Source organism: Paraburkholderia sp. RAU2J (genome assembly GCF_003634845.1).
Lineage (GTDB): Bacteria > Pseudomonadota > Gammaproteobacteria > Burkholderiales > Burkholderiaceae > Paraburkholderia > Paraburkholderia fynbosensis.
The window spans coordinates 2,288,225-2,315,140 of the sequence record NZ_RBXG01000002.1; the positions used below are offsets into that span (position 1 = coordinate 2,288,225).

The 26,916-nt window shown below is 64.4% G+C and carries 23 protein-coding genes; 12 read left to right on the top strand and 11 right to left on the bottom strand.

Going from position 1 to position 26,916, the window contains the following annotated elements:
• Positions 1-141 precede the first annotated feature (141 nt).
• On the bottom strand, positions 142-699 hold the full coding sequence (locus tag B0G69_RS27735; RefSeq protein ID WP_121322875.1) for a MarR family transcriptional regulator: 558 nt from the start codon (positions 697-699) through the stop codon (positions 142-144).
• Positions 700-1,031: 332 nt separating this feature from the next.
• Between B0G69_RS27735 and B0G69_RS27740 the strand changes: the two genes are divergently transcribed.
• The 6 genes from B0G69_RS27740 to B0G69_RS27765 are packed head-to-tail and all read left to right on the top strand — an operon-like array spanning position 1,032 to position 8,146.
• A complete protein-coding gene (locus B0G69_RS27740; RefSeq protein WP_121322877.1) occupies positions 1,032-2,294 on the top strand; it encodes an amidohydrolase/deacetylase family metallohydrolase in 1,263 nt (420 codons plus the stop codon).
• 22 nt (positions 2,295-2,316) lie between these two features.
• Positions 2,317-4,716, top strand: coding sequence for a xanthine dehydrogenase family protein molybdopterin-binding subunit (locus B0G69_RS27745; protein ID WP_121322879.1), 2,400 nt, complete (start codon positions 2,317-2,319; stop codon positions 4,714-4,716).
• Positions 4,713-5,540, top strand: coding sequence for an FAD binding domain-containing protein (locus B0G69_RS27750; RefSeq protein ID WP_121322881.1), 828 nt, complete (start codon positions 4,713-4,715; stop codon positions 5,538-5,540). Before B0G69_RS27745 ends, B0G69_RS27750 begins: the two co-directional genes overlap by 4 nt.
• Positions 5,537-6,064, top strand: coding sequence for a (2Fe-2S)-binding protein (locus tag B0G69_RS27755; protein ID WP_121322883.1), 528 nt, complete (start codon positions 5,537-5,539; stop codon positions 6,062-6,064). Before B0G69_RS27750 ends, B0G69_RS27755 begins: the two co-directional genes overlap by 4 nt.
• A gap of 34 nt (positions 6,065-6,098) precedes the next feature.
• Positions 6,099-6,974, top strand: a complete 876-nt coding sequence (locus B0G69_RS27760) for an SRPBCC domain-containing protein (protein WP_121322885.1) — start codon at positions 6,099-6,101, stop codon at positions 6,972-6,974.
• Entirely contained in the window at positions 6,971-8,146 is a 1,176-nt protein-coding gene (locus B0G69_RS27765) for a DUF1116 domain-containing protein (protein WP_121323925.1), read from the top strand. Before B0G69_RS27760 ends, B0G69_RS27765 begins: the two co-directional genes overlap by 4 nt.
• Before the next feature lie 132 nt (positions 8,147-8,278).
• On the opposite strand, the gene B0G69_RS27770 is transcribed toward B0G69_RS27765, so the two are convergent.
• Together B0G69_RS27770 and B0G69_RS27775 are read right to left on the bottom strand one after the other, a co-directional pair.
• Complete coding sequence (locus tag B0G69_RS27770; protein ID WP_121322887.1) at positions 8,279-8,827, bottom strand: MarR family transcriptional regulator; 549 nt, start codon at positions 8,825-8,827, stop codon at positions 8,279-8,281.
• 40 nt (positions 8,828-8,867) lie between these two features.
• On the bottom strand, positions 8,868-9,494 hold the full coding sequence (locus B0G69_RS27775; protein ID WP_158608984.1) for a DUF1989 domain-containing protein: 627 nt from the start codon (positions 9,492-9,494) through the stop codon (positions 8,868-8,870).
• A gap of 435 nt (positions 9,495-9,929) precedes the next feature.
• Between B0G69_RS27775 and B0G69_RS27780 the strand changes: the two genes are divergently transcribed.
• The 4 genes from B0G69_RS27780 to B0G69_RS27795 are packed head-to-tail and all read left to right on the top strand — an operon-like array spanning position 9,930 to position 12,975.
• Positions 9,930-10,811, top strand: coding sequence for a transporter substrate-binding domain-containing protein (locus B0G69_RS27780; protein WP_121322891.1), 882 nt, complete (start codon positions 9,930-9,932; stop codon positions 10,809-10,811).
• A 21-nt stretch (positions 10,812-10,832) separates the two neighbouring features.
• Entirely contained in the window at positions 10,833-11,477 is a 645-nt protein-coding gene (locus B0G69_RS27785; RefSeq protein ID WP_121322893.1) for an amino acid ABC transporter permease, read from the top strand.
• Entirely contained in the window at positions 11,474-12,133 is a 660-nt protein-coding gene (locus B0G69_RS27790; RefSeq protein WP_121322895.1) for an amino acid ABC transporter permease, read from the top strand. The genes B0G69_RS27785 and B0G69_RS27790 overlap by 4 nt, the downstream gene beginning before the upstream one ends.
• An 8-nt stretch (positions 12,134-12,141) precedes the next feature.
• On the top strand, positions 12,142-12,975 hold the full coding sequence (locus tag B0G69_RS27795) for an amino acid ABC transporter ATP-binding protein (protein ID WP_121322897.1): 834 nt from the start codon (positions 12,142-12,144) through the stop codon (positions 12,973-12,975).
• A gap of 73 nt (positions 12,976-13,048) precedes the next feature.
• Here the strand turns inward: B0G69_RS27795 and B0G69_RS27800 are convergent, their stop codons facing one another.
• The 3 genes from B0G69_RS27800 to gltA all read right to left on the bottom strand — a co-directional run bounded on the left by B0G69_RS27800 (position 13,049) and on the right by gltA (position 18,807).
• On the bottom strand, positions 13,049-14,323 hold the full coding sequence (locus B0G69_RS27800) for a hypothetical protein (RefSeq protein WP_241991488.1): 1,275 nt from the start codon (positions 14,321-14,323) through the stop codon (positions 13,049-13,051).
• Between the two features lie 590 nt (positions 14,324-14,913).
• Positions 14,914-17,193, bottom strand: a complete 2,280-nt coding sequence (locus tag B0G69_RS27810) for an amylo-alpha-1,6-glucosidase (RefSeq protein WP_121322901.1) — start codon at positions 17,191-17,193, stop codon at positions 14,914-14,916.
• Positions 17,194-17,508: 315 nt separating this feature from the next.
• Positions 17,509-18,807: a citrate synthase gene (gltA, locus tag B0G69_RS27815; RefSeq protein ID WP_121322903.1), complete on the bottom strand. Its 1,299-nt coding sequence runs from the start codon at positions 18,805-18,807 to the stop codon at positions 17,509-17,511.
• Between the two features lie 430 nt (positions 18,808-19,237).
• On the opposite strand from gltA, the gene B0G69_RS27820 reads away from it, so the two are divergent.
• Positions 19,238-19,639 (top strand): hypothetical protein, encoded by a 402-nt coding sequence (locus tag B0G69_RS27820; RefSeq protein ID WP_121322905.1) that lies wholly within the window; start codon positions 19,238-19,240, stop codon positions 19,637-19,639.
• A gap of 102 nt (positions 19,640-19,741) precedes the next feature.
• On the opposite strand, the gene B0G69_RS27825 is transcribed toward B0G69_RS27820, so the two are convergent.
• From B0G69_RS27825 to B0G69_RS27835, 3 genes are all read right to left on the bottom strand, one after another.
• Complete coding sequence (locus B0G69_RS27825) at positions 19,742-20,530, bottom strand: alpha/beta hydrolase (RefSeq protein ID WP_121322907.1); 789 nt, start codon at positions 20,528-20,530, stop codon at positions 19,742-19,744.
• A gap of 308 nt (positions 20,531-20,838) precedes the next feature.
• A complete protein-coding gene (locus B0G69_RS27830) occupies positions 20,839-21,891 on the bottom strand; it encodes a rod shape-determining protein (protein ID WP_121322909.1) in 1,053 nt (350 codons plus the stop codon).
• Between the two features lie 189 nt (positions 21,892-22,080).
• Entirely contained in the window at positions 22,081-22,740 is a 660-nt protein-coding gene (locus B0G69_RS27835; RefSeq protein WP_121322911.1) for a dienelactone hydrolase family protein, read from the bottom strand.
• A gap of 332 nt (positions 22,741-23,072) precedes the next feature.
• Here B0G69_RS27835 and B0G69_RS27840 point away from each other — a divergent pair, with 332 nt between their 5' ends.
• The gene (locus B0G69_RS27840) at positions 23,073-24,650 is read left to right on the top strand and encodes a DHA2 family efflux MFS transporter permease subunit (protein WP_121322913.1); all 1,578 of its coding nucleotides are present in this window, start codon (positions 23,073-23,075) and stop codon (positions 24,648-24,650) included.
• 109 nt (positions 24,651-24,759) lie between these two features.
• Here B0G69_RS27840 and B0G69_RS27845 read toward each other — a convergent pair whose 3' ends face one another.
• Both B0G69_RS27845 and B0G69_RS27850 read right to left on the bottom strand, forming a co-directional pair.
• Positions 24,760-25,509: a helix-turn-helix transcriptional regulator gene (locus B0G69_RS27845; protein WP_121322915.1), complete on the bottom strand. Its 750-nt coding sequence runs from the start codon at positions 25,507-25,509 to the stop codon at positions 24,760-24,762.
• Between the two features lie 157 nt (positions 25,510-25,666).
• Complete coding sequence (locus B0G69_RS27850; protein ID WP_121322917.1) at positions 25,667-26,536, bottom strand: NmrA family NAD(P)-binding protein; 870 nt, start codon at positions 26,534-26,536, stop codon at positions 25,667-25,669.
• Between the last annotated feature and the right edge of the window lie 380 nt (positions 26,537-26,916).

Below are 26,916 nucleotides of genomic sequence, written 5' to 3' on the forward strand. Positions count from 1 at the left end.
CACAAAGCCTGCCAACCATGCACTTTCTTTCGCAGCTTCATGCACGACGGCGCTTTGCGCAAAGTTAACAGCGATGGCGCGTTCGGCGTCGCGACGTATGATCGGGCACGTCTGCCCAGACGCAGTGCAGCAGCAACCGTTTTAGGGCGTGTCATCATCGCCATCGCTTGCCGTCGCCTCGGGCAATCGCAACGGCACGACGGTCCGTTCATTGTTGGCCTCGACGAGACGGATCATCTGCAACATGAAAACGTCACGCTCGGCGGGCGATAGATGTTCGATGGTTCGATCGTGCGCGCGCTGCACCGCAGGCGCCATTTTCGCCACCAGCCGCCGGCCTTGTGCGGACAGCCTGACGAGCCGCAGGCGCTTGTCGTGCGCGGCCTGCTTGCGATTGACGAGACCGCGGGCATGCAGTCGCGGGATGACTTCGGCGACGCTGGAGCGTTCAAGGCCGATCTCGACGGCGAGCGTGTTCTGGTCGATCTCGCCGAGTGTTTCGAGCGTAGTCAGCAGGCTGTATTGCACGGGCGTGATATTGAACTCGCTCGTCTCTTCCGCGAATAGCGAGCCATGAATCTGATGCAGGCGCCGGATCAGAAAACCGGGGCGCTCGAACAAAGGCGATCTCGCCTGCAAGCGTTCGAGTTCGGCGCGGATCGGTTGGAGGTCCGTTTCCGGCGGGGTCAAGGTCGACATGGGCTGCCTTCGAGAGAGCGGGAAAAGACGGGCTGATATGGGATGAATGGCTGAATTCTATGCGATCCGTCGGGCTTGCGGAAATTGCGTGGCATACCTTGCAATTCACCACCGCGAAGCATTGGGCCAGCTTTCGGTGCAGCATCGACCCGAACTCGTCATGTTGGTGCGGCGCTGACGGCGGAAATCCGTGGTACGGCACGCATCTATTTTATAAAGGCATTGCAAGTACTTGATACGAAGGCGTTTATCAGACTTTTGAAGTAACGCCTTCAAACCGGCACACTATTTGCGGTACACCACGCATCTCGTCCCCGGAACTGCACAGGAACATGTCCCAGCTTCTTCTCAAAGGCGGCCGCGTGATCGATCCGGCTGCCGGCCTCGACGCCACGCTCGACATTCTCGTGGAAGGCAAATCGATCGCCGCGATCGGCCCCGCGCTTTCCGCCATGGCGCCGACGGCCCAGGTGGTCGATTGCCGTGACATGCTGGTGCTGCCCGGCCTCATCGACACGCACGGCCACGTCTATCAGTACGTGACGGGCCGCTTTGGCCTGAACGCGGATCAGTGCGGCGTGCGCTCCGGCGTGACGACCATCGTCGACCAGGGCGGTGCAAGCTGCATCACGATTCCGGGTTTTCGCCATTTCGTCGCCGAGCCCGCGGCAACCCGCGTGTTCGCCTATATTTCGGCCTACCTCGTGGGCGGCCTCGAAGGCCATTACTACCCCGACCTCTATCGCCCAGACTGCCTCGATGCCGCGGCGACGGTGAAGTCCGCGCTCGCCAATGCGGATCTCGTCAAGGGCGTGAAGGCGCACGCGGAGATCGGCGGCTTTGCTCGCTGGGGGCTCGATGTCATGAAGATAGCGTCGAAGATCGGACGCGATGCGAGCCTGCCCGTCTATATCCACTTCGGGCAACTATGGCCGAAGCCCGAAAGCGGCGGGCGGGCCGTGAATCCGGATTCGATCTTCAATCAGGTGGTCGACACGCTGAAGCCGGGCGACATCCTCGCCCATCCGTTCAGCCGGCACCCCGGCGGCTTTGTCGAAGAAAACGGCAACCTGCATCCGCTCGTGCACGAAGCGGTCGCGCGTGGGCTGAAGATCGATGTCGGCCATGGCTCGCACTTCAGCTTCAAGACGGCGCGCGTGGTGCTCGACAGTGGCGTGATACCCGATACGCTCGGCGCGGACATGCACGGCTACAACACTCATGTGCCCTCGCCTGCGGGCACGCCTGACAGTCATCCGGACGAAGAGCATTCGTTTCTCGGCCGCACGCAGTTCAGCCTCGTCAGCGCCATGACGAGCATGCTGGCGCTCGGCCTGCCGCTCCATCATGTCGTGGCGATGGCCACCAGCAACGCCGCGAAGATGATCGGCATGGAAGGCGCACTCGGCACGTTGAAGGCGGGCGGTGTCGCCGACATCACCGTGCTGGACGACAAGCGCGGCCGCTGGGTGCTCGAAGACAACGAAGGCACTCAGGTCGTCACCGAGCGCATGCTCGCACCGCGCTTCTGTCTGCGCGACGGCGTGCGCTACGACGCCGACGCGCCGCAACTGCCGCTGGCGCGCGCCGCCTGACGCGCCCTTCACAGGAGACACGATGAAACCTGCAGCCACCATAAAGTCGCCGCAGCGGCCGCAAGGCATCGGCGCGTCGCTGCCGCGCAAGGAGGACGACCGCTTCATGCACGGACGCGGCGAATATGTCGGCAACATCCGGATGGTCGGCATGGTCGATGTCGCGTTCGTGCGCAGTCCGATCGCGCACGGCCATATCGTTGGAATCGAGAAGCCCGCTGGTCTGGAGAAGTTCGTCTACACGCTCGCCGATCTGGACGGCGTGAAGCCGATCGTCGCGAATTCGGGGCTGCCGGGCTTCAAGCCGTCCGAACAGCCCGTGCTGGCGCGCGCCAAGGTGCGCCAGGTCGGTGAGACGATCGCCATGTGCGTGGCCGCGAGCCGCGCTGCCGCTGAAGATATCGCCGCGCAGGTATTCGTCGATTTCGAAGAATTGCCGGCCGTCGTCGATATGCTCGATGCGCGCCGCGACGGTTCGGCGCTCGTTCACGAAGAATGGGGCGACAACGTCTTTCTCGAAACCTTTGTCGACGCGAAGCCGGATGTCGATCTCGACGCGATCCGCCGCGACGCGCCGATCAAGGTGCAGCGCAAGCTGCGCACCGCACGCCAGAGCATGGCGCCGATGGAAGGCCGCGGCGTGGTCGCGCATTGGGACCGGCGTCTGTCGCAACTGATCGTTCACACCTCGGCACAGATGCCGCACATCACGCGCACGGGCCTCGCGCACTGTCTCGGTCTCGATGAAGGCCAAGTGCGCGTGATCGCGCCGGACGTCGGCGGCGGCTTCGGCTACAAGGGCATCTTGCTGCCCGAGGAAGTGTGCTGCGGCTGGCTCGCGATGCATCTGGACAAACCTGTGCGCTGGATCGAGGACCGCCGCGAACAACTGACCGCCAACGCGAACTGCCGCGAACACGACTACGACATTACAGCCTATGCCGCCCGCGACGGACGCCTGCTCGCGGTCGATTGCGAAGCCAGCGTCGATTCGGGCGCGTACTCGTCGTATCCGTTCTCGGCTTGCCTCGAAGCGGCCCAGGTCGGCAGCATTCTGCCCGGCCCGTACAAGATGGACCGCTACCGCTGCAGGACCTGGTCGGTGGCGACGAACAAGCCGCCGATCCTGCCCTATCGGGGCGTCGCGCGCACGGGCGTGTGCTACGCGATCGAAACGATCATGGACGCGATCGCCGTCGAAGCCGGCATGGAGCCGTACGAGGTGCGCCTGCGCAACCTCGTCGAGCCGCACGAGATGCCCTACGACAACATCACGAACAAGCACTTCGATAGCGGCGACTATCCGCAAGCCGTGCGGCGCGCGATTGCCGCGATCGATCTGCCCGCGGTCCGCGCGCGTCAGCAGCGTGGCGAGCCGGATGGCCGCCGGCTCGGCTTCGGCATGGCGGTATTCTGCGAGCAGGGCGCGCACGGCACGTCGGTGTACCACGGCTGGGGCATTCCGATGGTGCCGGGCTACGAGCCGGCCGTGATCCGCCTCACGCCCGACGGCATTCTCGAAGTGCGCGCGGGCGTGCATTCGCATGGCCAGGGCATGGAGACGACGCTCGCGCAGATCGCGCACGAAGTGCTCGGCATCGATACGGAGCGCGTGCGCATCGTGCTCGGCGACACCGGCGTCACGCCCTACTCGACGGGCACATGGGGCTCACGCTCGATCGTGATGGCGGGTGGCGCATTGGGCCAGGCCGCGAAGGAACTCAAACAGCGCCTGCTGAAAATCGGCGCGTGGCTGCTGAAGGAGCCGCTCGAAGCCGTGCGTTGGGAAAACGGCGCGGTGTGCGGTGCCGGCACGTGCCGCACGATCGCGGAGATCGCGCGCACCTGGTATCTCGCCCCGCAACTGCTGCCGCCCGACGTCGATCCGCGCGGCCTCGAAGTGTCGACGTCGTATCAGGCGAAGCGCGACACGGGCACGTTCAGTTACGCATGCCACGCGGTCGTCGTCGCGGTCGATATGCAACTCGGCAAGACCGACATTCTCGATTACGTGATCGTCGAAGACGGCGGCGTGCTGATCAATCCGATGGTCGTCGACGGACAGGTGTACGGCGGGGCCGCGCAGGGCATCGGCACGGCGCTCTATGAAGCGATGCCGTACAGCGAAGACGGTCAGCCGCTCGCCTCGACGCTCGCTGACTATCTGTTGCCGGGCGCGTCCGAAGTGCCCGCGATCCGCATCGAACATATGGAAACGCCCGCGCCGTACACCGAATTCGGTCAGAAAGGCATCGGCGAAAGCGGCGCGATCGGCTCGCCCGCTGCGATTGCGAATGCCGTCAACGATGCGCTGCGCCCGCTCGGCGTGCAGGTCAATCAGCTGCCGATCGCGCCGCGCGTGATCGTCGACGCGTTGCGAGCGGCGAACCAGGTCCGCGCGACGAAGGAAATGCCCGCATGAAAGCCGCCATTTACGACTACGCGAAACCCGCGACGTGCGACAGCGCGGTCGCAATCGTCAGTCCGACCGACGGCATGGCCAAGTTCGTCGCCGGCGGCCAGTCGCTAGGTCCGATGATGAACCTGCGCCTCGCGCAGCCCGACATGCTGGTCGACCTGCGCGGCATTGCCGCGTTGCGCGAATGCCGGATCGAAGGCGGCACGACCTTCTTCGGTGCCTGCATCACGCACGCGGAGATCGAGGACCGCAAATGGGACGACGGCACGCAGGGATTGATGCCCTACGTGGCGCGCGGCATCGCGTATCGCGCCGTGCGCAATCGCGGCACGCTCGGCGGCAGTCTCGCCCATGCGGACCCCGCTGCCGACTGGATCAACACGATGGTCGCGCTCGACGCCGAGCTGCTCATCGCGGGCTCTCGCGGGTCGCGCTCGCTCGCGGCCGGCGACTGGATGAGCGGCGCGTTCACCACCGCACTCGAGCCCGACGAGATTCTGACCGGCGTGCGCGTGCGGCGTCTGTCATCGGCGGCACGCTGGGCGTACTACAAGTTCAACCGCAAGCCCGGCGAGTTCGCGCAGGCCATTGCGATCGTCCTCGACGATGCGCCGGCGGGCATCTGCCGCGCGGTGATCGGTGCTGTCGAAGGCCCGCCGTATCTGATCGCGAACGCGCGCCCGTTGCTCGATAGCGCGGACGCCGCTTTGCTCGATCCGCATCTCGAGGCAGCCGGCCTCGAAGCGGGAAGCTACGAATACCAGGTGCATCGCGTGGCGCTCGAACGCGCGATCGCGATGGTCCGCGACAACAGGAAGCAGACATGACCGATCCCGTCACTTGCGTCACCCAGCGCATCGCACTGCGGGTCAATCGCGAAGACGTGTCGGCGGCCGTGGAGCCGCGCACGAGCCTCGCCGATTTTCTGCGCGAGCAGCAGATGCTGTGCGGCACCAACATCGGCTGCGAACAGGGCGTGTGCGGAGCCTGCACGCTGCTGGTCGACGGCATGCCGACGCGCTCGTGCATTACGTCGGCGGTGTCGTGCGCGGGCGCGGAGGTCCAGAGCATCGAAGGCTTCGACGACGACGCCGTGATGGACGCGCTGCGCGCCGCCTTCACGGCCGAACACGCGCTGCAATGCGGCTACTGCACGCCGGGCATGCTGATGAGCGCACGCGACATCGTCACGCGCCTGCCCGACGCCAACGACGAACGCGTGCGGCTCGAACTGTCGGGCAATCTATGCCGCTGCACGGGCTACGTCGGCATCGTGCGCGCGATCCGCCGCGTGCTGGAGGCGCGCCGCGCGAGCCAGACCGCGCCGCTCGCTGCGTCTGCTGTCGTCTGATTCCGATTCCAGGCGTCGAACCAACGGACATCTCATGGAAATAGAGCAGAGCTTTACCGTGCCGTACCCGCGTGACGTGGTGTGGGCTTCCTTTCACGACACAGCCGGCATCGTCGCGTGTCTGCCGGGCGCGTCGCTGAGCGCGCCGCCGGATGAAGGACGGCTGAAACTCGCGATGACCGTGAAGCTCGGGCCGATCGTCGCGAGTTTTGCCGGCGACGGCGAGATGAAACTCGACGATGCCGCCCGGCGCGGCAGTGTCACCGGCAGCGGAGTGGATCGCAAAAGCGCGTCGTGGGTGAAGGGCGAAGCCGCGTTTTCGCTCGACGACTCGACGCCTGGCCAAACTCGCGTCGATGTCAAAGTGGACTATTCGATTGCCGGCAGCCTCGCGCAGTTCTCGCGCGGCGGGATCGTCAAGGAACTCGCGACACGGATGACCGAAGCGTTTGCCGCGAATTTGAAGAAGCGGCTGGATGAATCGGTTGCGCAGGCGGCACTCGTCGAGCGGGATGCGCAAACGGCCACGGCCGTTATGGCGGACGCAGAACCTCTGGCGACGAGGATCGCCGGGTCTGTGGATACGCCGCTCGATAACGCCGCCATTGAGCCGCCAATCCGGCCCGCCGATCAGCTCGTGAATCAGCTCGTGAATCAGCCCGTCAATCAGCCCGTCAATCAGCCCGTCAATCAGCCCGTCAATCAGCCCGTCAATCAGCTCGTGAATCAGCCCGTGAATCAGCCCGTCAATCAGCCCACCGATGCGCCCGCGCCGCCGACCACCCCCGACGCAGCGCCGCTTCATCGTGCGAACCCGCCTGCCGCCGCACCGCTGAATCTCGGCAACATGTTCTGGAAGATCCTGTGGTCGCGTCTATGCGGCGTGTTCGGCTTCGGGGCACGCCGATGACCTCTCCGGCCAACGATGCCGCCCTGCAACGCCTGTATGCCGTCCGCCCGCAATGGCGCGCCGTTCGCCGCGCACGCGACGCCGTCGGCTTGCCCGATTTCACATTGCTGCACGCAGGGCCGCCCTACGCGGACCCCTGCAAGCCGCCTGCGCCGGTGTTGTCCTCGGCGGTGCTGTGCTGCCTGTACGAAGGCTGGGCGACGAGCGAGCAGGACGCCGAGCGGCTGATTGCCAGCGGCCGCGTGAGCCTTGTTCCGGCGCAATCGTATGGCGTGGTGACGCCGCTTGCCGCCGTGATTTCCGGCAGCACGGCGCTGGTCGAAGTTGCCGATCGGACTGGCGCTGCATGGTCGCTACTGGGCAGCGGCGCGGGGCCGCAACTGCGCTTCGGTTCACGCGACCCCGCCATTCTCGAACGCATGACATGGCGCGACACGGTGCTCGCGCCAGTGCTCAGCAACGCGCTGTCGGGCGAGCACGTCGACCTGATCGCCCTCGCCCGTCACGGCCTCGACAACGGCGACGATCTGCATGCCCGCACCACGGCCGCGAGCGCGGCGCTTTACGCGTTACTTTCGCCCCGGCTCACGGATGCATCGGTCCATGCGATGCTCCAGCAGACGCCGCTGTTCTTTCTCACGCTCTGGATGGCGGCCTGTTGCCTGATGACGTCGGCGGCCGCGCAGGGTGCGGAGCCTGCATCGACGCTAGTCGTCGCGCTCGCGGGTAATGGCGTCGATGTCGGCATCCGGCTGGCGGGTCGCCCATCGCACTGGACCACCGCACGCGCGGCCGCGCCGCAAGGACCGCGCATGAATCCCGCACTCGACGTAGCTGCCGCGCCGCTGACCGGCGATAGCGGCGTGATCGACGCCGCCGGCTTCGGCGCGCAGGCGCTCGGGCACGCGCCCGAACCGGCGGCCGCATTCGCGCCGTGGCTTTCCGCAGGGTGGCAGCCCGAGCAGGCCCAGTTGTACGCGGGGACACACCCAGCCTTTGCCGATCTACACGCCGGTCTCGATGCCGCACGCGTGATCCGGCACGGCGTCGCACCGCTCGCGGCAATCGCGATGGTCGGTGCGGACGGCCGCGCGGGACTGCTCGGCCGGGGGCTCTTCGCCGCGCACGTCGGCCTGTTTGCCGCGGCGCTCCAAGACCTCAAGGACGCATGACGCGCGCGAATCGCTCGCAGCGGAATTGAACGGGCGCGTTCGTCGCGCTGCCTTTTTCAATCGCACCGAACGACGACGCGCGCGGTTCACGCGGCGATATCAACATGGCAAGCACTATGAGAAACAGCGACGTTACGCGTCTTCGTTGCTCTTTTTCGCGCCACCTCCGACGGGTGTTCTGCTGCGGTCGTTATTCGTTTCGACGAGCAAGGCCAGATACGCCATGAAGCGCTTGCGATCGTCCGGTGCGAGCGCGGCAAGCGTTCGCTCATGCGCGCGCGCGACGCCTTCTTCGAGACGCCCTAGCAGCGCCCGCCCGACATCGGTGAGTTCCGCCACCTTCTTGCGCTTATCGGTCTTCGATACGCGGCGTTGAATGAAGCGCCGCTCGACCAGCCTTCCGATCACATCGGCCGTATTCGCACGATCGAGCCCGACCGCACGCGACAGTGCGATCTGCTCGGACGGCCCCATCTGTTCGAGCGCTGTGAGAATGCTGTACTGCACGGGCGTGATGCCCTCCGGCGCACACTCTTCGACGAACAGTGCAACGTGAATCTGATGCAGCCGGCGGATCAGAAAGCCGGGGCGCGCGTCCAGCGCGGTATGACGCCAGTCCTTGAGCGTGTCGTCGCTCCCGGGCTCCTTGGCAGGTTTTACTTTTTTCGGGCTCACGGCCATGAAGTGCTCTTGTCGGTTGCTGGGGTTGGCGTGCGGAAGATCAGGCGCGCCACACCGTTACTTCGATCGGCGTAGGCCTGAAGCCCGAGGCAGGATTGTTCTGCTGCGGACAGTTCGACAGCATCGCGATCACCGGCATCTCCGCGCGCAGCACCACGAAATCCCCCGCTTTCGACGAACCCGGCGCGATTTCGACTTCGCCTTGCTCGCCGACCGTCACGCGCATGAAGAAGTTGATGTTCGAGACGATCTCGGACGGACCGAGCGACCATTTCGCCAGCTCGTGCACGAAGTTATGGCGGCAGCTGAGCGTGTTGTGCACGCCATAGCGCAGCAGATCCATCTCGTGGCTGCAGCAGCCTGCCAGGGTGTCGTGAAATCCGCAGGTGTCTTCGAGCACCGAGAACATTTTCCGCGCCCGATCGGACCAGATCGTCGAGCCCTTGCTCACATACAACGAGCGGTTGAGCTTCACCGTGTTCGGCACGTTCAGCCGGTCAAGCGGCATCTCGCCGCCATAGCAAAGGAAATCGACTGCCTGCTGACCTTCCAGATCGACGATACGCAACTGGTCACCGGTTTCGAGCCTTTTCGACCAGCGGCCACCCGGCTCGATGACTTCGCGTGAAGCCGGTTCCCGCGTGGCGAGTTCGTTGTGCTGTTCCATGGCGTCAAGCCTCCTTGTTTGGGCGCGCAGATCCGACATTTTCCACAATTCGTCAGCACACATCGTATCAGCAAAATAAACGCTTGCCGCGTTATCTGGCGGTCCACATCCGGTCCGTCATCGCTGCGCGACATGCCCTTGCTCGTACAGCGCGTGACGCGGTCCAAAAAAGTGCATCGATGGTGCTTTGCATGGGCTTTTGGTCTTGGTTTGGTGCGCTCGTGGCCCGCTGCCGGCGCATCTCGTCGAGCACGGAACCGCCGGTGCCCGAGTCAACGGGCATCCCCCAGACTGGCATGCAATTTGCAATTAAGACGCAAACTTGTAAGTGTGCATACGAATTTCGCTTCGCACATGAACGAGGCGGCCGTCCGGCCAAGAAAGCGCACTCTCCGCGCGACAACCGCGTCACACCAGCTAAAAGAGGGGTACTCAATGTCGTCTCTCATCATCCAGCGCGCCGAAGCGGGCGCCACCCGCCGTTCCGGCCTCCGCCGTCTCGCGCAGAACTCGTTGCGCACGCTGTTCGCGATCGCCGCGTTTGCAGGTGCCGCGCACGTCGCGAATGCGGCAAGCGCGGATGAAATCAAGTCGCGTGGCTATATCTCGGTGGCGACGGAAGACGATTTCAAGCCGTTCGAATTCGTGGACAACGGCACGCCCACCGGCTACGACAACGAAATGCTCGCGCTCGTGAAAAAGAAGCTGCCCGTGCAGATTCGCCAGCAGATCATGCCGTGGTCGGGCATCCTGCCCGGCGTGACAACCGGCAAATACGACATGGCGGTGACTGCGGTGCTCGTCACGCCGGAACGCAAAGGCACGTTCGACTTCACCGCGCCGCTCGCGGAATCGACAACCTTCTATGCGGTCAAGAAAGGCTCGCCGATCAAATCGGCTGACGATCTGGTCGGCAAGATCATCGGCGTGCAGACCGGCAGCGCGATGCTGGCCGACGTGAAGGCATTCGACGAACAGCTGAAAAAGACCCATGGCGGCAAGGGCCTCAAGCAGATCGTCGAGTATCAGTCGTACCCGGAGATCTATCAGGATCTGGCGCTGGGCCGGCTCGACGTCGCGGCAAATACGCAGATCAACCTGAATTCGCTGATCAGGACGCGCCCCGATACATTCGTGATCGGCGAGAAGATCGGCAGCCCGGTGTATATCGCATGGGCAGTCAAGAAGGGTGACACGGCCGCGCTGCAAATGGTGAACGCCGTCCTGCTCGATCTGCGCAAGAGCGGCGAGATGTATCAGATGCAGAAGAAGTGGTTTGGCGCGAGCTTCGAATCGATGCCGCAATCCATTAACTGATCCCGCAGCCGAGCCCGCCTGATGACCGCTTACGACTACTGGAGCATTACACAGGGTGCGCTGGCGACCATATCGCTATCGCTCATCAGCATCGTACTCGGCGTGCCGCTCGGGCTCGGGCTCGCACTGATCCGCTGGGCGAAAGTGCCGGTGCTCGAGCGCATCGTGTATTCGTACGTGAGCATCGTGCGTTCGTGCCCGACCGTCACGCTGACCTTGCTGGTGTTCTTCGCGCTGCCGCAACTCGGACTCTCGCTCGATCCGGTTCCCGCTGCGATCGCCGCGTTGACCATCAGCACGTCGGCGTTCAACTGCGAGATCTGGCGCAGTGCGTTTGTCGAGTTTCCGCGCGACCAGTATGATGCGGCGCTGTCATTCGCGATGCCCCGCTTCACGCGCATCCGGCGCATCGTCTTGCCCCAGGTCTATCGCGCGAGCCTGCCGGGACTCGTCAACGAAATGACGCTGCAGATCAAGTCGACGCCCGCCGTCGCGGTGATCGGCATTGTCGAGATCACACGCGCCGCGCTGCGGGTCGGCTCGAATACCTATGAGCCGCTGCCTCCCTTCATTTTCGCGCTCGTGCTGTACGGCCTGATCGTGTTCGCGCTGATCCGGTTGAAACGCATGGTCGAGAAACGTCTTCGCACCGGAGGCCTCGCTTGAGCGCCGACTTTCTGATCATCTGGCAGCAGCGCGACGCCGTACTCGCGGGGCTGCTCAACACGGTGATCCTGCTCGCCGTCTCGGGCGTCGCGTCGCTCGTGCTCGGCGCGCTGCTCATGCCGATGCCGATGTCGCAGAACAAGGCAGTGAGCCGTGTGGCCGCCGTCTATGTCGACGCGATGCGCTGCGCGCCGTTCCTGCTGTTCGTCTACCTGATCTACTTTGGTCTGCCGACGCTCGGCATCCGCATGTCGAACTGGTCCGCGGGCGCTCTCGCGCTGATTCTCTATAACGCGGCCTACATGGGCGAGCTGTTGCGCGGCGCATGGGTCGAACTGCCCGCGTCGCTGATCGAATCCGGCAAAGCGTTCGGCTTTCGCGGCTTCACCCTCCTGCGGCGCATCATCCTGCCGCCCGTCATGCTGCGCGCGACGCCGCTCGTGGGCAACCAGCTGATCCAGATCGTCAAGGACAGCGCGTTCCTGACGGTCATCGCGGTCGGTGAACTGACGCATGAAATGACGGGCATCCAGGCCACCTACTTCATTCCGTTCGCGGCCTTCGTCGCGGCGGTTCTCCTTTACTGGTGCATCTGCCTCGCGATCGAAGCAGGCACCGGCATGCTGAACAAATTCGCCGAGGAGCGTCGAGCGTGACTCCTGCCATGCCTTTAACCCTGCCGGAAACCGGGCCGGCCGATGCCGTGACTCCGCGCGCCAACGTGCTGAATCTCGTCGGCATCTCGAAGTCGTTCGGCGACAATCAGGTGCTGCGCGATGTGTCGCTGAAGGTCGCCCAAGGCGAGACGGTCTGTCTGCTTGGCCCGTCCGGCTGCGGCAAGTCGACCTTGCTACGCTGCATCAACTGGCTCGAAGTGCCCGACGCGGGCAGCGTGCATGTGTCAGGTCAGCGCATGGGCGTGCGCGACAACACGCGTATCCGCATGAGCGACGCCGACCTCGCGAAAATACGCGCGAAGATCGGCATGGTCTTTCAGCATTTCGCACTATGGCCGCATCTGAGCGTGATCGACAATGTGATGGAGGCGCCGCTGCACGTGCTCAAACGCGATCGCGCGACGGTGCGGGCGGAAGCGATCGAACTGCTCGATCGCGTGGGCCTCGCCGACAAGCATGACCAGTTTCCGTCGCGCCTGTCGGGCGGCCAGAAGCAACGCGTCGGCATTGCACGCGCGCTCGCCATGAAACCCGATGTGCTGCTATTCGACGAGCCAACCAGCGCGCTCGATCCGATGCTGGTCGGCGAAGTGCTCAGCGTGATGCGCTCGCTGGCGAACGAAGGCGCGACGATGGTGATCGTCACGCACGAAATGGAGTTCGCGCGCCAGGTCGCAGATCGCATCGTGTTCATGGATGGCGGGCAGGTTGTCGAAACCGCGCCGCCGCAGAAGTTTTTCGGCAGCCCGGAGTCGCTGCGCGCACGGCAGTTTCTTGCCCGCTTTCATGGCCATGGCGGCGCCGCCATCCCGGCTAGCTAGGTAGTCGATAAACGGCCTCAGTACTCCGAAGAACACACAGCGGACGATCACGCGCCCGCCGTGTCCTGGCCGCTCACTGCGGTTCGTACCACGAGTAGGTGGCGAGCGTGCTAACCGGCGTGCCAATCTGCAAAGTGATGTCGCGCAGCGAGGTCAACTCGATGTTGCGCAGATCGCCCATGTAGCGCCGCGAGTCGCCATTGTCGTTGATGTAGGCGACGACGTTCCCAGTCACACCGGCCACGTTCGTGCTGCTAAGCGGTTGGCCCCAGATATCGAAGAACTGGCCTAGCGTGAAGGTCTTGAAAGTCGGCGTTTCAATATGGATGATGCCGGTCTGGTCGTGGGTGTGTATTTCATAGTTGCACTGGGGCAGAATGCCGACGAGGGCGGGCAGCGCGAGCCACTGGCCGTCCTTGAAAATAGCGAGGTGTGCATGGACGTGATACAACTCGCTCATATTGGGCGCGCAGATCAGACCGTCCACGTTCGAACCCTTGCCCCCGGTCGCGGTGTTACCGGACGGCCAGAAGTTGTTCCCCACCACACCGAGGTACACGAGCGTGATCGGGTTTGGATCGAATGGCGGCGGATCGGTCCATGCGTACGTCGGGATCTGGGTCAAAGGCGTGCCAATTTCAATCGTCACCTCGCCATGCGCGGGCAGCACGAGGCTCGCAGGATCGCCTGTGTACTGCGTGAGCGCGCCGCCATCGTTCACGTAGATGGTGATGGGCGAGCCGCTCACGCCGGCGACGCTGGATGCGTCGATCGTTTGCCCCCAGATCGAGAAAAACTGCCCCAAGGTGTATGACACGTGGGTGGTCGCGTCCATGTGGATTTTGCCGCTTGAATCCACCGTGTGCAGCGGATACGCACAGCCAGTCTGGGCTGCCATGGTCGGCTCGACCATGCCGACATTAGCCGGCAGCGCAAGCAGGCGCCCGTTCTGATAGATGGACAGATGCGCATAAGTGTAGGCGCTGCTGCGCACGGTGCAGTTGAGGCTGCCCACCGCTTGGCCCCGTCCGCCTGATGACGTGGAGCCCGTGGGCCAGAAGGCGTCGCCGAGCGTCGTGCCGTCGATCACCGGTGTCGCGGCGGCCAGCGTCGGCGTCGTCGCGCTGGGGGTCGATGCACCTGACGCCGGGGTGGCTGCTGCCGGAGTGCTGGCGGAAGCCGGCGCACTGGCAGCGCCTGGAGAACTGGCGGCGGCCGGCGCACTGGCGGCGCCGCCCGCACTGCTTGAGACACCCGTCGAGCCCTCTCCCCCTCCGCCTCCGCCGCAACCGGTCATTGCCAGGAAGACGCTAATCGCGAGCAATCGTGAACTCGATCCTGTCAACATGTCGTACTCCGCCCTGGTCGTTACAAGAGGAATTGGGTACAGCAGATCACTTCAGGAGCAAGCGTCTCGCTAGAACGTATCGATTGACCGAGACTGCGCGCAGTCGCGAGTCCCGCGAGTGCACGAAGCGTGCAAATAGCCCGGACCCGGATGCCAGTACATGATTAAGACATGACTTCACATTACTTAAAATTACGTGTTTCATGCCGACTGAGCGTAACAGATGTCATCAAAAAGCGAACCAAATGAACCACAGCGTTTTGCGCCTTTTCGTGTCGTATTTGTGCGAGTCGACGCGCATCCGCGGGGGTGAGGAAATCTGAACATGGCCGGCGGACAGACGCTCGTCGGGCGCCTGGCGGCATTGGATGAGAAGGCGCGCTTCCGCCGTCATCCGGTCGCGGAAGCGCCCTTTCGTGTGGAGGACTATCTATCTGGCCACCCTCATCATGCAGGAAGCATCGAGGATGGTCCGAGGTGGCATTGCGTTGGTCAAAGTGAGCGACGGGAAAGTGACCCACCCTTTCACGACATCCTTCTGCAATGCCCGACCGGTATATCGGCGATGAGGCAGGCAGTCGCGCTGCCGGCTAAAGCAACGCCACCACCCTTACGTCGCCCTGCTCGGCCGACGCCACCACCTTCTCGCCGATGCGGCGGAACGTGATCGACACCGACGAATCGCCGACGCGCAGATCGCCGATTTCAAGCCAGTCGATGCCTTCGGGCAACATCGGCTGCTCGATCACCACTTCGCGCCGCTCGGCGTCGATCGCGATGCCCAGACAGGCTTCGAGCATCATGAACGGCGAACCTGCCGCCCACGCCTGCGGCAGACACGCAACCGGGTACGCGGTGGGCGGCTCGCCGCGCCGCCGTGGAAAACCGCAGAACAGCTCGGGCAGACGCATGTCGAAATTGACCGCCGCCTGGAACAGCGCCTGCAACAGGCGCACGGCCGCCGCCTTGCCGCCGTAATGCGACAGGCCGCGCGCGCACAACGCGTTGTCGTGCGGCCAGACCGAGCCATTGTGATAAGCCATCGGGTTGAAGCGCGCCTGGCTCGCGGCCAGCGTGCGCACGCCCCAGCCGGTGTGGAACAGCGTGGAGTCGAGGGCGCGCACCACCGCTTCGCCGCGCTCGCGCGTCGGCAGCCCGAAGGCCAGCAGGTGGCCCGCATTCGACGCCATCACGCGGCACAGTTCGCCATGGCCGTCGAGCGCGATACCGTAGAAACCGGACTCTTCCATCCAGTACTTTTCTTCGACACATTGACGGATTTTCTTCGCGCGCTCGCTGTATTGCGCAGCCGGTTCGCGCAGGCCGCGCAGTTTTGCGAAGCGCGCCATCGTGTCGAACGCGGCGCTCGCATACGCCTGCACTTCGACGAGCGCGATCGGCCCGTCGGGAAAGCGGCCGTCGGCATGGAACACCGAGTCATGACTGTCTTTCCAGCCCTGGTTCGCCAGCCCGCCGTCCGACTCACGCTGATAGTCGAGCAGGCCGTAGCGGTTCTTGTCGCACACGCCCGCGACCCATTGCGCGGCACGTTCGAGCGCCGGCCACAATTCGTCGATCAGCGCGAGGTCGCCGGTGCGCGCCGCATAGGCGCCGGCCAGCACGATGAACAGCGGCGTGGTGTCGACGCCGCCGTAGTACAGCGCGAATGGCACCTCGCCGGCGGCGGCCATTTCGCCCTTGCGCATCTCGTGCATGATCTTGCCGGGCGCGGCGTCGCGAAACGGCGAATTCTCGCGCGCCTGATGCTCGGCAAGAAAGCGCAGCACGCCCGCGGCCAGTTGCGGTTGCAGCCACAGGGTCTGCAACGACGTGATGACAGCGTCGCGGCCGAACGGCGTCGAGAACCACGGGATGCCCGCATAGGGATACGGGCCGGTTGCGAGATCGGTGGTTAGCAGGCCGAGGTCGGCGAACGAGCGGTCGATCCATGCATTGAAAAGCGGATTGCTCGAGCGCACGCGCGCGGTCGTGCGGCGGCGTTCGCGCATCACGAGGTGGGCATCGACCAATGCGGCGCGCACCGCCGCGCGGCCAACGCGCGGACGCTCCGCATCAATTTGCGACAGATGGCTTTCGCTCAGCGCATGCACGGGTTGCGAGACGTCGGCGCCCGCCTTGTCCGACTGTGCGACGACCTGCACCGCGACCGACAGATAAATCGACACGCACGCTTGCGCTGGCAGTTTGACGGTGTAGTCGGCGCGGTCGTCGAACAGATTGTCCGGCTCCGGCGCGAACGCGATCTGCACATTACGCGCGACGTCGTCGAGACCGATATAGCCGAGCAGCACTTGACGATTCTCCACGCGCGCCGATTCGATACGGCCTTGCTTGTCGCGCTTCAGGCCGCGCACTTCGAACATGTCGCGAAAGTCGCTCGCGAACGAAATGGACAGCGGCACCACGGCGTCGCGCGTGCCGTAGTTGGTGAGTTCGATGGCTTCGTTGAGCACGGTGCCCGACAGCACGCGCACGCGCTCGACGTGGATCACGCCTTCGGGCGTGCTGTCGCCGCCGAGCGGCGGCAACGGACGATTGGTCAGATGCGCGGTGAACGAGGTGTTGTCGCTGCTGACGCTGCCCGACAGCAGCGACGGCGCACGGCCGCCAAATGTCAGGCGCAGTTGCGAAAGAACGCGGGTGTCGTTGACGAACAGTCCGTCGTCGTGGCCCGTAATATCGCCGAGCGGGTCGTTGACGATGAAGGTGTCGCCCGACTTCAGCACGTGCTGGGTGGCACTCGCGACATTGAGGTTTTCCGTCGGGATGAATACGCCGTCCGGCTCGGGCTCGCGGTGATCGACGCCGCCCGAGAGGGACACACCACCGAGGGTTTCTGGCTGCTGCATCAGGGTCACTCCTATGGGTTCACTTCTGCTTTCAGTTTCACATTCGGTCGCCGCTTCGTGCCGGCCGGTCGATTCCGATTGTAGAGGGTCTGTCCGCGTCAGACGAACTTATCACAGGGGAGTTTCGGTTTTTTTGCGAGGTTTGTTGCCTGATTTTCCGTGGCACAGGACGTGCAGAGGGTTTGGCTATGACGCGACGCGAGCGGGGCCGGTCTTTTTTCGCGGGGAGGATGCCGCCAGCATGTGCCTTCAATCAGGACTTCAGCGCAAAAAAGGCCGTCGCGCAGTCATCGGACTGCCGACGGCCTCGACACATCAACGCTGCGTCACCGGTTTGGCTTCGCGCTGCGTCTCACCCACGAACAACTGACGCGGGCGGCCGATCTTCTGCTCAGGATCGGCAATCATTTCGTTCCACTGCGCAATCCAGCCGACCGTGCGCGCCATCGCGAAGATGCACGTGAACATCGCGGTCGGAATGCCCAGTGCGCGTTGCACGATGCCCGAGTAGAAGTCGACGTTCGGGTACAGCTTGCGCGACACGAAGTAATCGTCTTCGAGCGCGATCTTTTCCAGCGCCATGGCGAGCTTGAACAGCGGGTCGTCGTGCAGGCCCAGCTCTTCCAGCACCTCGTGGCAGGTTTCGCGCATCAGCTTCGCGCGCGGATCGTAGTTCTTGTAGACGCGGTGACCGAAGCCCATCAGCTTCACGCCCGAGTTCTTGTCCTTCACCTTCGCGATGAATTCGGGGATGTTGTCGACCGAGCCGATTTCTTCCAGCATGTTCAGCGCGGCTTCGTTCGCGCCGCCGTGCGCCGGGCCCCACAGACACGCGATGCCCGCCGCGATACACGCGAACGGATTCGCACCCGAGGAACCGGCCAGACGCACGGTCGAGGTCGATGCGTTCTGTTCGTGGTCCGCGTGCAGGATCAGGATGCGGTCGAGCGCGCGCACCAGCACGTCGTTGACCTCATACTCTTCCGCCGGATTGGCGAACATCATGCGCATGAAGTTCGCGCTGTAGGACAGGTCGTTCTTCGGATAAACGAATGGTTGACCCACGGTGTACTTGTACGCCATCGCGACGAGCGTCGGCAGCTTTGCGATCATGCGGATCGCGGAGACCTCGCGGTGTTGCGCGTTATTGATGTCGAGCGAGTCGTGATAGAACGCCGACAATGCGCCGACTGCGGCGACCAGAATCGCCATCGGGTGCGCGTCGCGACGGAAACCGCGGAAGAAGAAGTGCATCTGCTCATGCACCATCGTGTGCTTCGTGACGGTGTTCACGAACTCTTCTTTCTGCTGCGCGTTCGGCAGTTCGCCCTTGAGCAGCAGATAACAGGTTTCGAGAAAGTCGGCGTTTTGCGCGAGATTGTCGATCGGGTAGCCGCGGTACAGCAACTCGCCCTTGTCGCCGTCGATATACGTGATTTCGGAATTGCATGCCGCCGTGGACATGAAGCCCGGGTCGTACGTGAACTTGCCGGTCTGGCCATACAGCTTGCGAATGTCGATCACGTCCGGCCCGAGTGAGCCTTGATAGATCGGCAGTTCAATCGTCTGGTCGCTGTCGGAAAAGCTCAGCGTTGCGTGTGTCTTCGAGTTCATCTACACGTTCCTTATACTTTCACATCGCACACGTGCCGGCATGCCCGACCTTCGTTTCTTCCGGACGCGTTGGCATGCTCAGGCTCCGCCTCGCATTCTACGGGCCAGGGGGTCGTCGATTGCGACGATTGACGGCAACAATCCATCTCGGCTCACGCAACATTCGTTGCCGGTGAAGCCCATGTGAGGCGCACGTGAACCACGCGAATACACCGCGTGAAAGATTCTCCACGCGCTGCACGACGCTGCCAGCCAAATGAAAGTTAGCGCGCTTGCCGCAACAATGTTTTGCTCCAGGCGGACTGCGCAGGGGGCAGCGCATCTGCGATACTGGATCCGTGTTTTGCTTCCCCTGCTAACACATCGCTGTCTTTGGCCCGCCACATCACGGCGGGCTTTTTTAATCAGCCAGAAGAACAGGAAGGACCCGATGAACGCCTCTCTCGAAACGCTATTTCCGGATCATGTTCACACGGAAGAGAACAGCGTCACCGCGCTGAATCATCAGGACATCGTCGTTGCGTTATCGGCGGCGCTGAAGGCGCAGGACGTGGCAGTGCTGCACATGCTTTATCCGCGTACCGACGCGCGCACGCATCGCAGTCTCGATGCGCTCGTGAATGTATTGCACGGCCACGGCCTGCATGAAGTGGCGGACCTGATCGCTGAGGAAGCGCACTATCTGCTGTTCAAAGACCCTGTGAAAGCGTGGAAAGCCTTCCACGAAATTCGCAACGATTCGCTCGCGATCGGCGTGCATCTGTATTACCACGGCCTCGTCGGCGAAGCGGCGGAACGCGCGCTCGATAAAGACGCGCATCGCAAGGTTTGAGCATGATCGTCTGATTGGAAAGTCGGGCCGGGCTGCCGCGCGTGAAGCACCGCAAGCAGCCCGGCACGGTGGCGATATGGCCGCACTACGCGCCCATATCGCTCACTCCACGCCCATCGCGCGAATGAACTCGTCGACGTAGCGATTGAACGCGCCGGGATGCGCGAGGTTCATCCCATGCGACGCGCCACGCACCGTCTCGCGGCGCGCATCGGGCAGCCACGATTGCAACGCGGCGGCGGTACGCCGGAACATGTCGGGACTCTTCTCGCCGTCGATCAGCAACACCGGGCAGCGCACTTCGGCCGCATCTTCGGGCACGTAGGCCGGCAAGGGATCCTGGAATTGCCGCGCGAGCGTGTGCGCGTTATCGGTGGCCATCCTGCGAAAGCCGGGCGTGCTCATCGCCCAGAAGCCGGGCCGGCTCACCGAGTCGACGAACAGCTGCAAGCCCGCTTCCACTTCCCCGGCTTCGATCAGTTGCGCCGCTTTCGCACGCAGCGCGTTGACGGTCTCCGGCAAACGCGCAGGCGGACGCCCGGCGATCTGCAGCGGACCGCCCGGATCGGCGAGCGTCAACGTGCGTACGCGTTCGGGATGACGCCGTGCGCAATGAAACGCCACACAGCCGCCGCGCGAATGCCCCACCACGTGCGCCGGTCCCGCACCGAAACGGTCGATGAATTCGGCGACTTCGTCGGCATGCCTGCTCCAGCTGAACGGCAGACCGGGCTCGGTATCGGTGATCGGCCAGTAATGCGTGAGACTCACCGCGACACAGCGATACTGCTTCGAAAGACCGGCGAGTTGCGGTTGCCAGTAGCGGTAATCGCACAGCGAGCCATGCACGAACAGCAGCAGTTCGCCCTCGCCCGCTTCCACGTAGGGCATGCGCAGACCGCTTTGCAGTTCGATGAAAGATGGCGAAGACGACGAAGCGGAAACAGATTGATTCACGGATGGTTCACAGACAGCGCGGCAGCACGCCAATTCAGCGGCGCCGGCGAGAAATGGAATGGGGAATATGCCCCAACACCCCTGAAATTGGGACGCGGACGCGTATTGTCACATAGCTGCCCGCAGCATGCGGTCGCTCGTTCGCGATGCGGCGTTGGCCCGCCGGATAAGCAGGACTCGTACGCCCGAACCGTCAGCGTGGGCGCGTTAAAACACCCCTCGCCTTTTCCCGCGACCCACCCTCATTCGTACCCGGCTTCGTCGAGCAAACCGGACGCGGCAGCCGCACCAGCCCCTCGCACCGCGCAGGTCAGCGGTTCATCGGCCACCCGCACTTCGAGCCCGAGTTCACGGGTCAGGCGGCGCCCGAGGTTGCCGAGCAGCGCGCCGCCGCCGGTCAGCACGATGCCGTGGTGCGCGATGTCCGTCACCAGTTCGGCGGGCGCGCTTTCGAGCCCGCGCTTGACCGCACCGATCACCTGACGCAACGGCCCTTCGATCGCCTCGGCAATATCGTGATTGCTCAACTGCACCGTGCGCGGCAAGCCGTCGTCGACGCTGCGGCCGGTCGCGTTCATCTGCTCGAACGGCACGTCACGCACCGCCGAACCGATGTTCTTCTTCACGTGCTCGGCGGTTTGCTCGCCAAGCAGCACGCCGTACAGATTGCGCACATAGCTCACGATCGCCGCGTCGAAGTTGTCGCCGCCCACGCGCACCGAGCCGCTATACGCGGTGCCGCCGAGCGCGATCACGCCCACTTCGGTGGTGCCGCCGCCGATATCGACCACCATCGATCCGGTCGCGTCCCCCACCGGCATGCCCGCGCCGAGCGCCGACGCCAGCGATTCGCCAATCAGGCTGACCTTCCAGGCGCCGGCCGCAACCGCCGCTTCCTTGATCGCGCGCCGCTCGACCTGGGTGGCGCCCGCCGGCACGCACAGCGTGAACGCGGCGCGGCGGCTGAACAGCGGCCGTGGTCGCGCCATGTCGACGAACTGGCGAATCATGTGCTCGGCGGCGGAGAAATTGGCGATCACGCCGTGGCGCATCGGCCGCACCGTTTCGAGATTGCGCGGCGTGCGGCCCAGCAACTGGCGGGCTTCCGCGCCCACCGCGGCGACGCGCTTGGGTCCGGCCGCAGGCTCTTTCTGGAAACACACGACGGACGGCTGGTTCAGCACGATGCCGCCGTCGTCGGTATAGATAAGGGTGTTGGCCGTGCCGAGGTCCACCGTCACGGAAGGGCGGAACAGTCGCTCGAAGAGCGGGTAATGCGGCGTCGGTCTGGCCATAAGAAGGCTCTGATAAGTCGTTGTCTACCCATGCTGGGCAGTTTGAAAAGGCGCCCCCGGTCCCCCGAGCCGCTCGGCACGCCCGTCGGGCATTGGGCGATCCGCGCGGCGGGGGTGATTTTCAAGCTAATGACCGTTTAACGGCAAGCAGATCAATATCTTTAGAGCCACTTTTCAATCAGGGCCGTGTCAACCGCGCGACAGTGCCCCCAATGAGCGCTCCAGCGCCTCGCGGCCGAGCGCGACGCCGTCGGCGTCGATCGTGTGGCCGATGCCGGGCAGCACGTACGCGTCAACGGTGTAGCCGGCGTTGCTGAATGCGTCGGCGGCGTATTCCAGTTCGCGCACCGGGATCACTTCGTCGTCCTCGCCGTGGATCAGCGTGAGCGGCGTGCCGTTGTTCGCGACGATGGCCGACGCAAGCCGCCCCGAATAGGCGACGACGCCGGCTGCGCCTTCGGCGCTCGCCGCCACGTGATGCAGCGCCATGATCGAACCTTGCGAAAAGCCAACGAGCGCAAGGCGGCCGAAAGCCACCTGCCAGTGTGCGAGTTCTGCTTCGAGCACGCCGCGCAGCGCCGGATAGGCGGCGCTCACGCGCGCCTCCCGATTTGCTTCGTTGACGTCGCGCAGGCTGAACCATTGACGGCCGCCGAAGCCGCCGTCGAACGCGTCGGTGCCGTCGAGCGAGGTGAACGCGACGTCCGGCAGCGTCTCGCTCCAGATGTCCGCGAGAGGCACCAGATCGCGCGCATTGCTGCCGACGCCGTGCATCAGCACGACAAGGCCTTTGGCAGGCGTGCTCAGCGGCGCGCGCCGCCACCCGTGTTCGAATTGTTCCCAGGCCATATGCGTTTCCTTTTCTGTCGGTCGATTCGTGGTTCGTGTGCGGTGCGCGCACGCGCGGCGAGCGCCTGCCCGACGCATGCGTTGCCGGCTTTATACGCCGGAACGGCCTGCGTTGACCACGACGATGTCACGCAGGCCATCGGCAGCCCCAACCGCGAGCATACGCTGAGCACCTTGTCCGCGCCGCCCGGCGCGCATCCGCGACGACGTCAAAATCCGAATACAGGTATGCTTTTGCGATCATTCGACGGACCCGCCGACGGGCGTCTCCCGCTCGCGGTGAACAGCCCATCCGTCCACACCGTCCGCAGCACCCCGTTCCGGAGAGCCCATTGAGCCAGCCCACCGCCGCGCCCGCTTCCGCGCCGCCTGCCCCGCCACCGCCGCTCGAAGGCGGCAAACTGGTTCTCGCCACTGTCGCCGTCGCGCTCGCGACGTTCATGAACGTGCTCGACACGTCGATCGCGAACGTCGCGATTCCGACCATTTCGGGCAACCTCGGCGTCTCGGTCGATGAAGGCACGTGGGTCATCACCGTGTTCGCCGCGGCCAATGCGGTGTCGATTCCGCTGACCGGCTGGCTCACGCAGCGCATCGGTCAGGTGAAGCTGTTCGTCGGCGCGATCCTGATGTTCGTGCTGGCCTCGTGGCTGTGCGGCATCGCGCCGACGCTGCCGATCCTGCTGCTCGCGCGGGTCTTCCAGGGCGCGGTGGCGGGCCCGCTGATTCCGCTGTCGCAGGCGATTCTGCTCGGCTCGTATCCGAAGGAGAAATCCTCGACTGCGCTCGCGCTGTGGGCAATGACCGCGACCGTCGGCCCGATTGCGGGCCCCGCGCTCGGCGGCTGGATCACGGATAGTTACAGCTGGTCGTGGATCTTCTACATCAACATTCCGGTCGGCCTGTTCGCGGCGGGCGTCACGTGGATGATCTATCGCACCCGCGAGTCGCCGACCCGCAAGCCGCCGATCGACGTGGTCGGGCTCGGCCTGCTGATCACGTGGGTCGCGTCGCTGCAGATCATGCTCGACAAGGGCAAGGACCTCGACTGGTTCTCGTCGCCGGTGATCGTGATTCTCGGCATCACCGCGCTGATCAGCTTCGCGTTCTTCCTCGTGTGGGAGCTGACCGAAGAGAATCCGATCGTCGATTTACGGCTTTTCCAGCAGCGCAACTTCCTCGGCGGCACGATTGCGATTTCGGTCGCGTACGGCGTGTTCTTCGGCAACCTCGTGCTGCTGCCGCAATGGATGCAGGAGTATCTGAACTACCGCTCCGTGGATGCCGGTCTCGTGACCGCGCCGCTCGGCATCTTCGCGGTGATACTCGCGCCGGTGATGGGCCGCGTGCTGCCGCGCTCGGACGCGCGAGTGATCTCGACGCTGGCGTTCGTCGGCTTTGCGATCGTGTTCTACATGCGCTCGAAGTACGTGATCGAAATCGACACCTGGCATCTGGTGCTGCCCACACTGCTGCAAGGCATTCCGATGGCGCTATTCTTCGTGCCGCTGACCTCGATCATTCTGTCCGGCCAGCCGCCGAGCAAGATTCCGGCAGCCGCGGGCCTGTCGAATTTCGCGCGGGTGTTTTGCGGCGCGGTGGGCACGTCGATCGCGGGTTCGGCGTGGAATAACCGCACCGTGCTCCATCATGCGCGGCTCACCGAACAGGCCAGCATCGACAACCCCGCGTTCAACCAGCAGATCGACACGACCCAGTCGCTGCTGCAGCTGGACACGCAATCGGCGCACGCGCTATTCGATTTCACCGTGAACACGCAGGCCGCGATGATGGGCCTGAACGACATTTTCTTCGTGTCGGCGATCATCTTCATTCTGATCATTCCATTGATCTGGATTACGCGGCCGGCCAAGGGCGGCGGCGGTCCGGGCGCGGCGGGCGCGCATTGAGCGAGTTGATGGGCTGTTGCATTCCGTGCGCGCGGGCGCGAGGGTCCGCTTTCTCCACGCCTCTCGCGTACGGTGACGCAGCCGGCGCTCGCGTCGCGCCGGTAGCGCGTCAGCGGAAATAGCGCGCGGGTGTGTCGCCGAACGCCTCGCGGAACACCGCGATAAACGACGACACGTCGTTGTAGCCCACGTCGAGCGCCACCTGCGTGACGCTCGCGCCGCCGCCCAGATGTTCGAGCGCGACCAGCAGGCGCAATTGCTGGCGCCATTGACCGAAAGTGTGCCCGGTTTCCTTGACGAACAGACGCGCCGCCGTGCGCGCCGTGACACCAGCGGCCGCCGCGAGCTCTTCGAGCACCGCGGGTTGCGCCGGGTCGGCGCTGAGCGCAGTGGCAATCCGCTCGATGCGCGGGTCGCCCGGCCAGTTCAGGCCCAGCGGCGCGGTGGGCAAGCCCGGCAGGCGATCGAGCAGCACCTGCATGAGACGGCTGGCGGGTGCGTCGAACGGTTGGTCGCGCGGCAGACCGGCTGCGGCGCTCAGCAATGCCTGCACGAGCGCGTCCGGCACGAGCGCGCCGCTTTGCACGGGCAAGGGCGCCGCGTCCGGGGTGGCATAGAGCGAATAGAGTTGCACGGGACGCGTCGCGTGCAGGCAGTGCAGCACGTTCGGCACGATCCAGACCGCGTGCCCGGGCGGCACGACCCAGCGGCCAGCCTCGGTACGCACGGTCAGCACGCCGTCGCTTACGTGAATCAGCCGTGCGTGACGATAGGCTCGCCACGGCTCGTCAAGCGTGTCATGGCGTTCGCCGACCACGAAGACCGTCTGGTCGACGCCGTTCGGATCGAAGGCTTCCATCTGGGGGTCCGGGTTGCCGCGTTGCTTCCACGAAGGCAGCAAGATTAGCACGGCTCGCGCGGAGGACTTTTGTGGGGACGTGAGAAGGGAAGCACGGCTGCGACGGTCCACGCTCGGCGGGCGGTCGAACCTGCAGGAGAGGTGACCGCCCCGCCGGTTATCCCGCTCGTCCCGCCAGCTCCGCCAACACCCGCTGAAAAGCCGTCGTGCCGATCACCCGCTCGTTCGCCCCGTCCTCGAAGTCGATCCAGCCCGAGTTGAAGCCGTCGATCATTTCGATACGTGGCGCGGGCCACGCCGTGCCCTGCGCCTGGAATCGCGCGTCCCACTCGTCGCGCGGCACCGCCCGCGCCTCGACCCGGCGCCCCAGCACGCCGCCGAGCAGTGCGGCAATCTCATGCTGCGTATAACGCTGCGGACCTTCGATCTCGATCACGCGCCGCCCTTGCCACGACTGCGCGAGCGTGTCCGCGATCACACGGCCGATATCCGCCGTGGCAACCATCGGATATGCACGGTCGAGCGGTTGCAGAAAGCTCGGCATCACCCCGGTTTCGCGAGCCGGCCCAATATCCCACAGCGAGTTCTCCATGAACCACGCGGGCCGCATGAACGCGATCGGAATCGGCAGATCGGCCAGCGCCCGTTCGAGAATGTGCACCTGCGTGATGAGCCCGAGGCCGGACTCGCACTGCCCGCCGACCGACGATAGCGCCGCCACCCGCTCGGGCTTCGCCTTCGTCAACGCCTCCTTCAACACCGCGGCCGCCGCGTACGCATTCGGATAGCCCGGCTGCGGCGCGAAGTTCGGCGCGATCATCACGAAGACGCCCACCGCGCCCCGAAACGCGGCAGTGAGCGCATCGGCGTCTTCGAACGACGCGATGGCGACCTCGGCACCCCGCTGCGTCCACTGCGCCGCCTTGCTCTCGTCGCGCAACACCGCGCGCACCGCATGTCCCGCATCCAGCAGCGCGCGCGCCGCCGCGCCGCCCACCTGTCCTGTCACACCGGTAATTGCAAACATGATCTTCGCTCCTCAGATGACGGCGAATGCCGCTTTGGAACGCATTCTCGATGTTTCTGGGATATTTCTCGATAGCATGTATGTCATTTGTTTAATGACTTTGTGGCATTGTGATACCGTTTTTGCCGATGAAGTGATCGAGCTCGCGAAGTAGTTCAACAAGCCTCCGACACCGATTCTCACTGACGAGTACACAGTGCAGGGCCGATGATCGGTTCGAACCGCTGCCGTCACTTGAGCCAGTGTCGCTGCGTGCTGCTCAGTGTCTTGTGTTTGCCACGATTAGAAAGCTGTACTGACGATGCTTCGGCGTCGACGCCACGCAAGCCGAGATCGACCAGCGAGGAGTTCGGTTGCGACGTCCCGGGCAGATCGTGCAG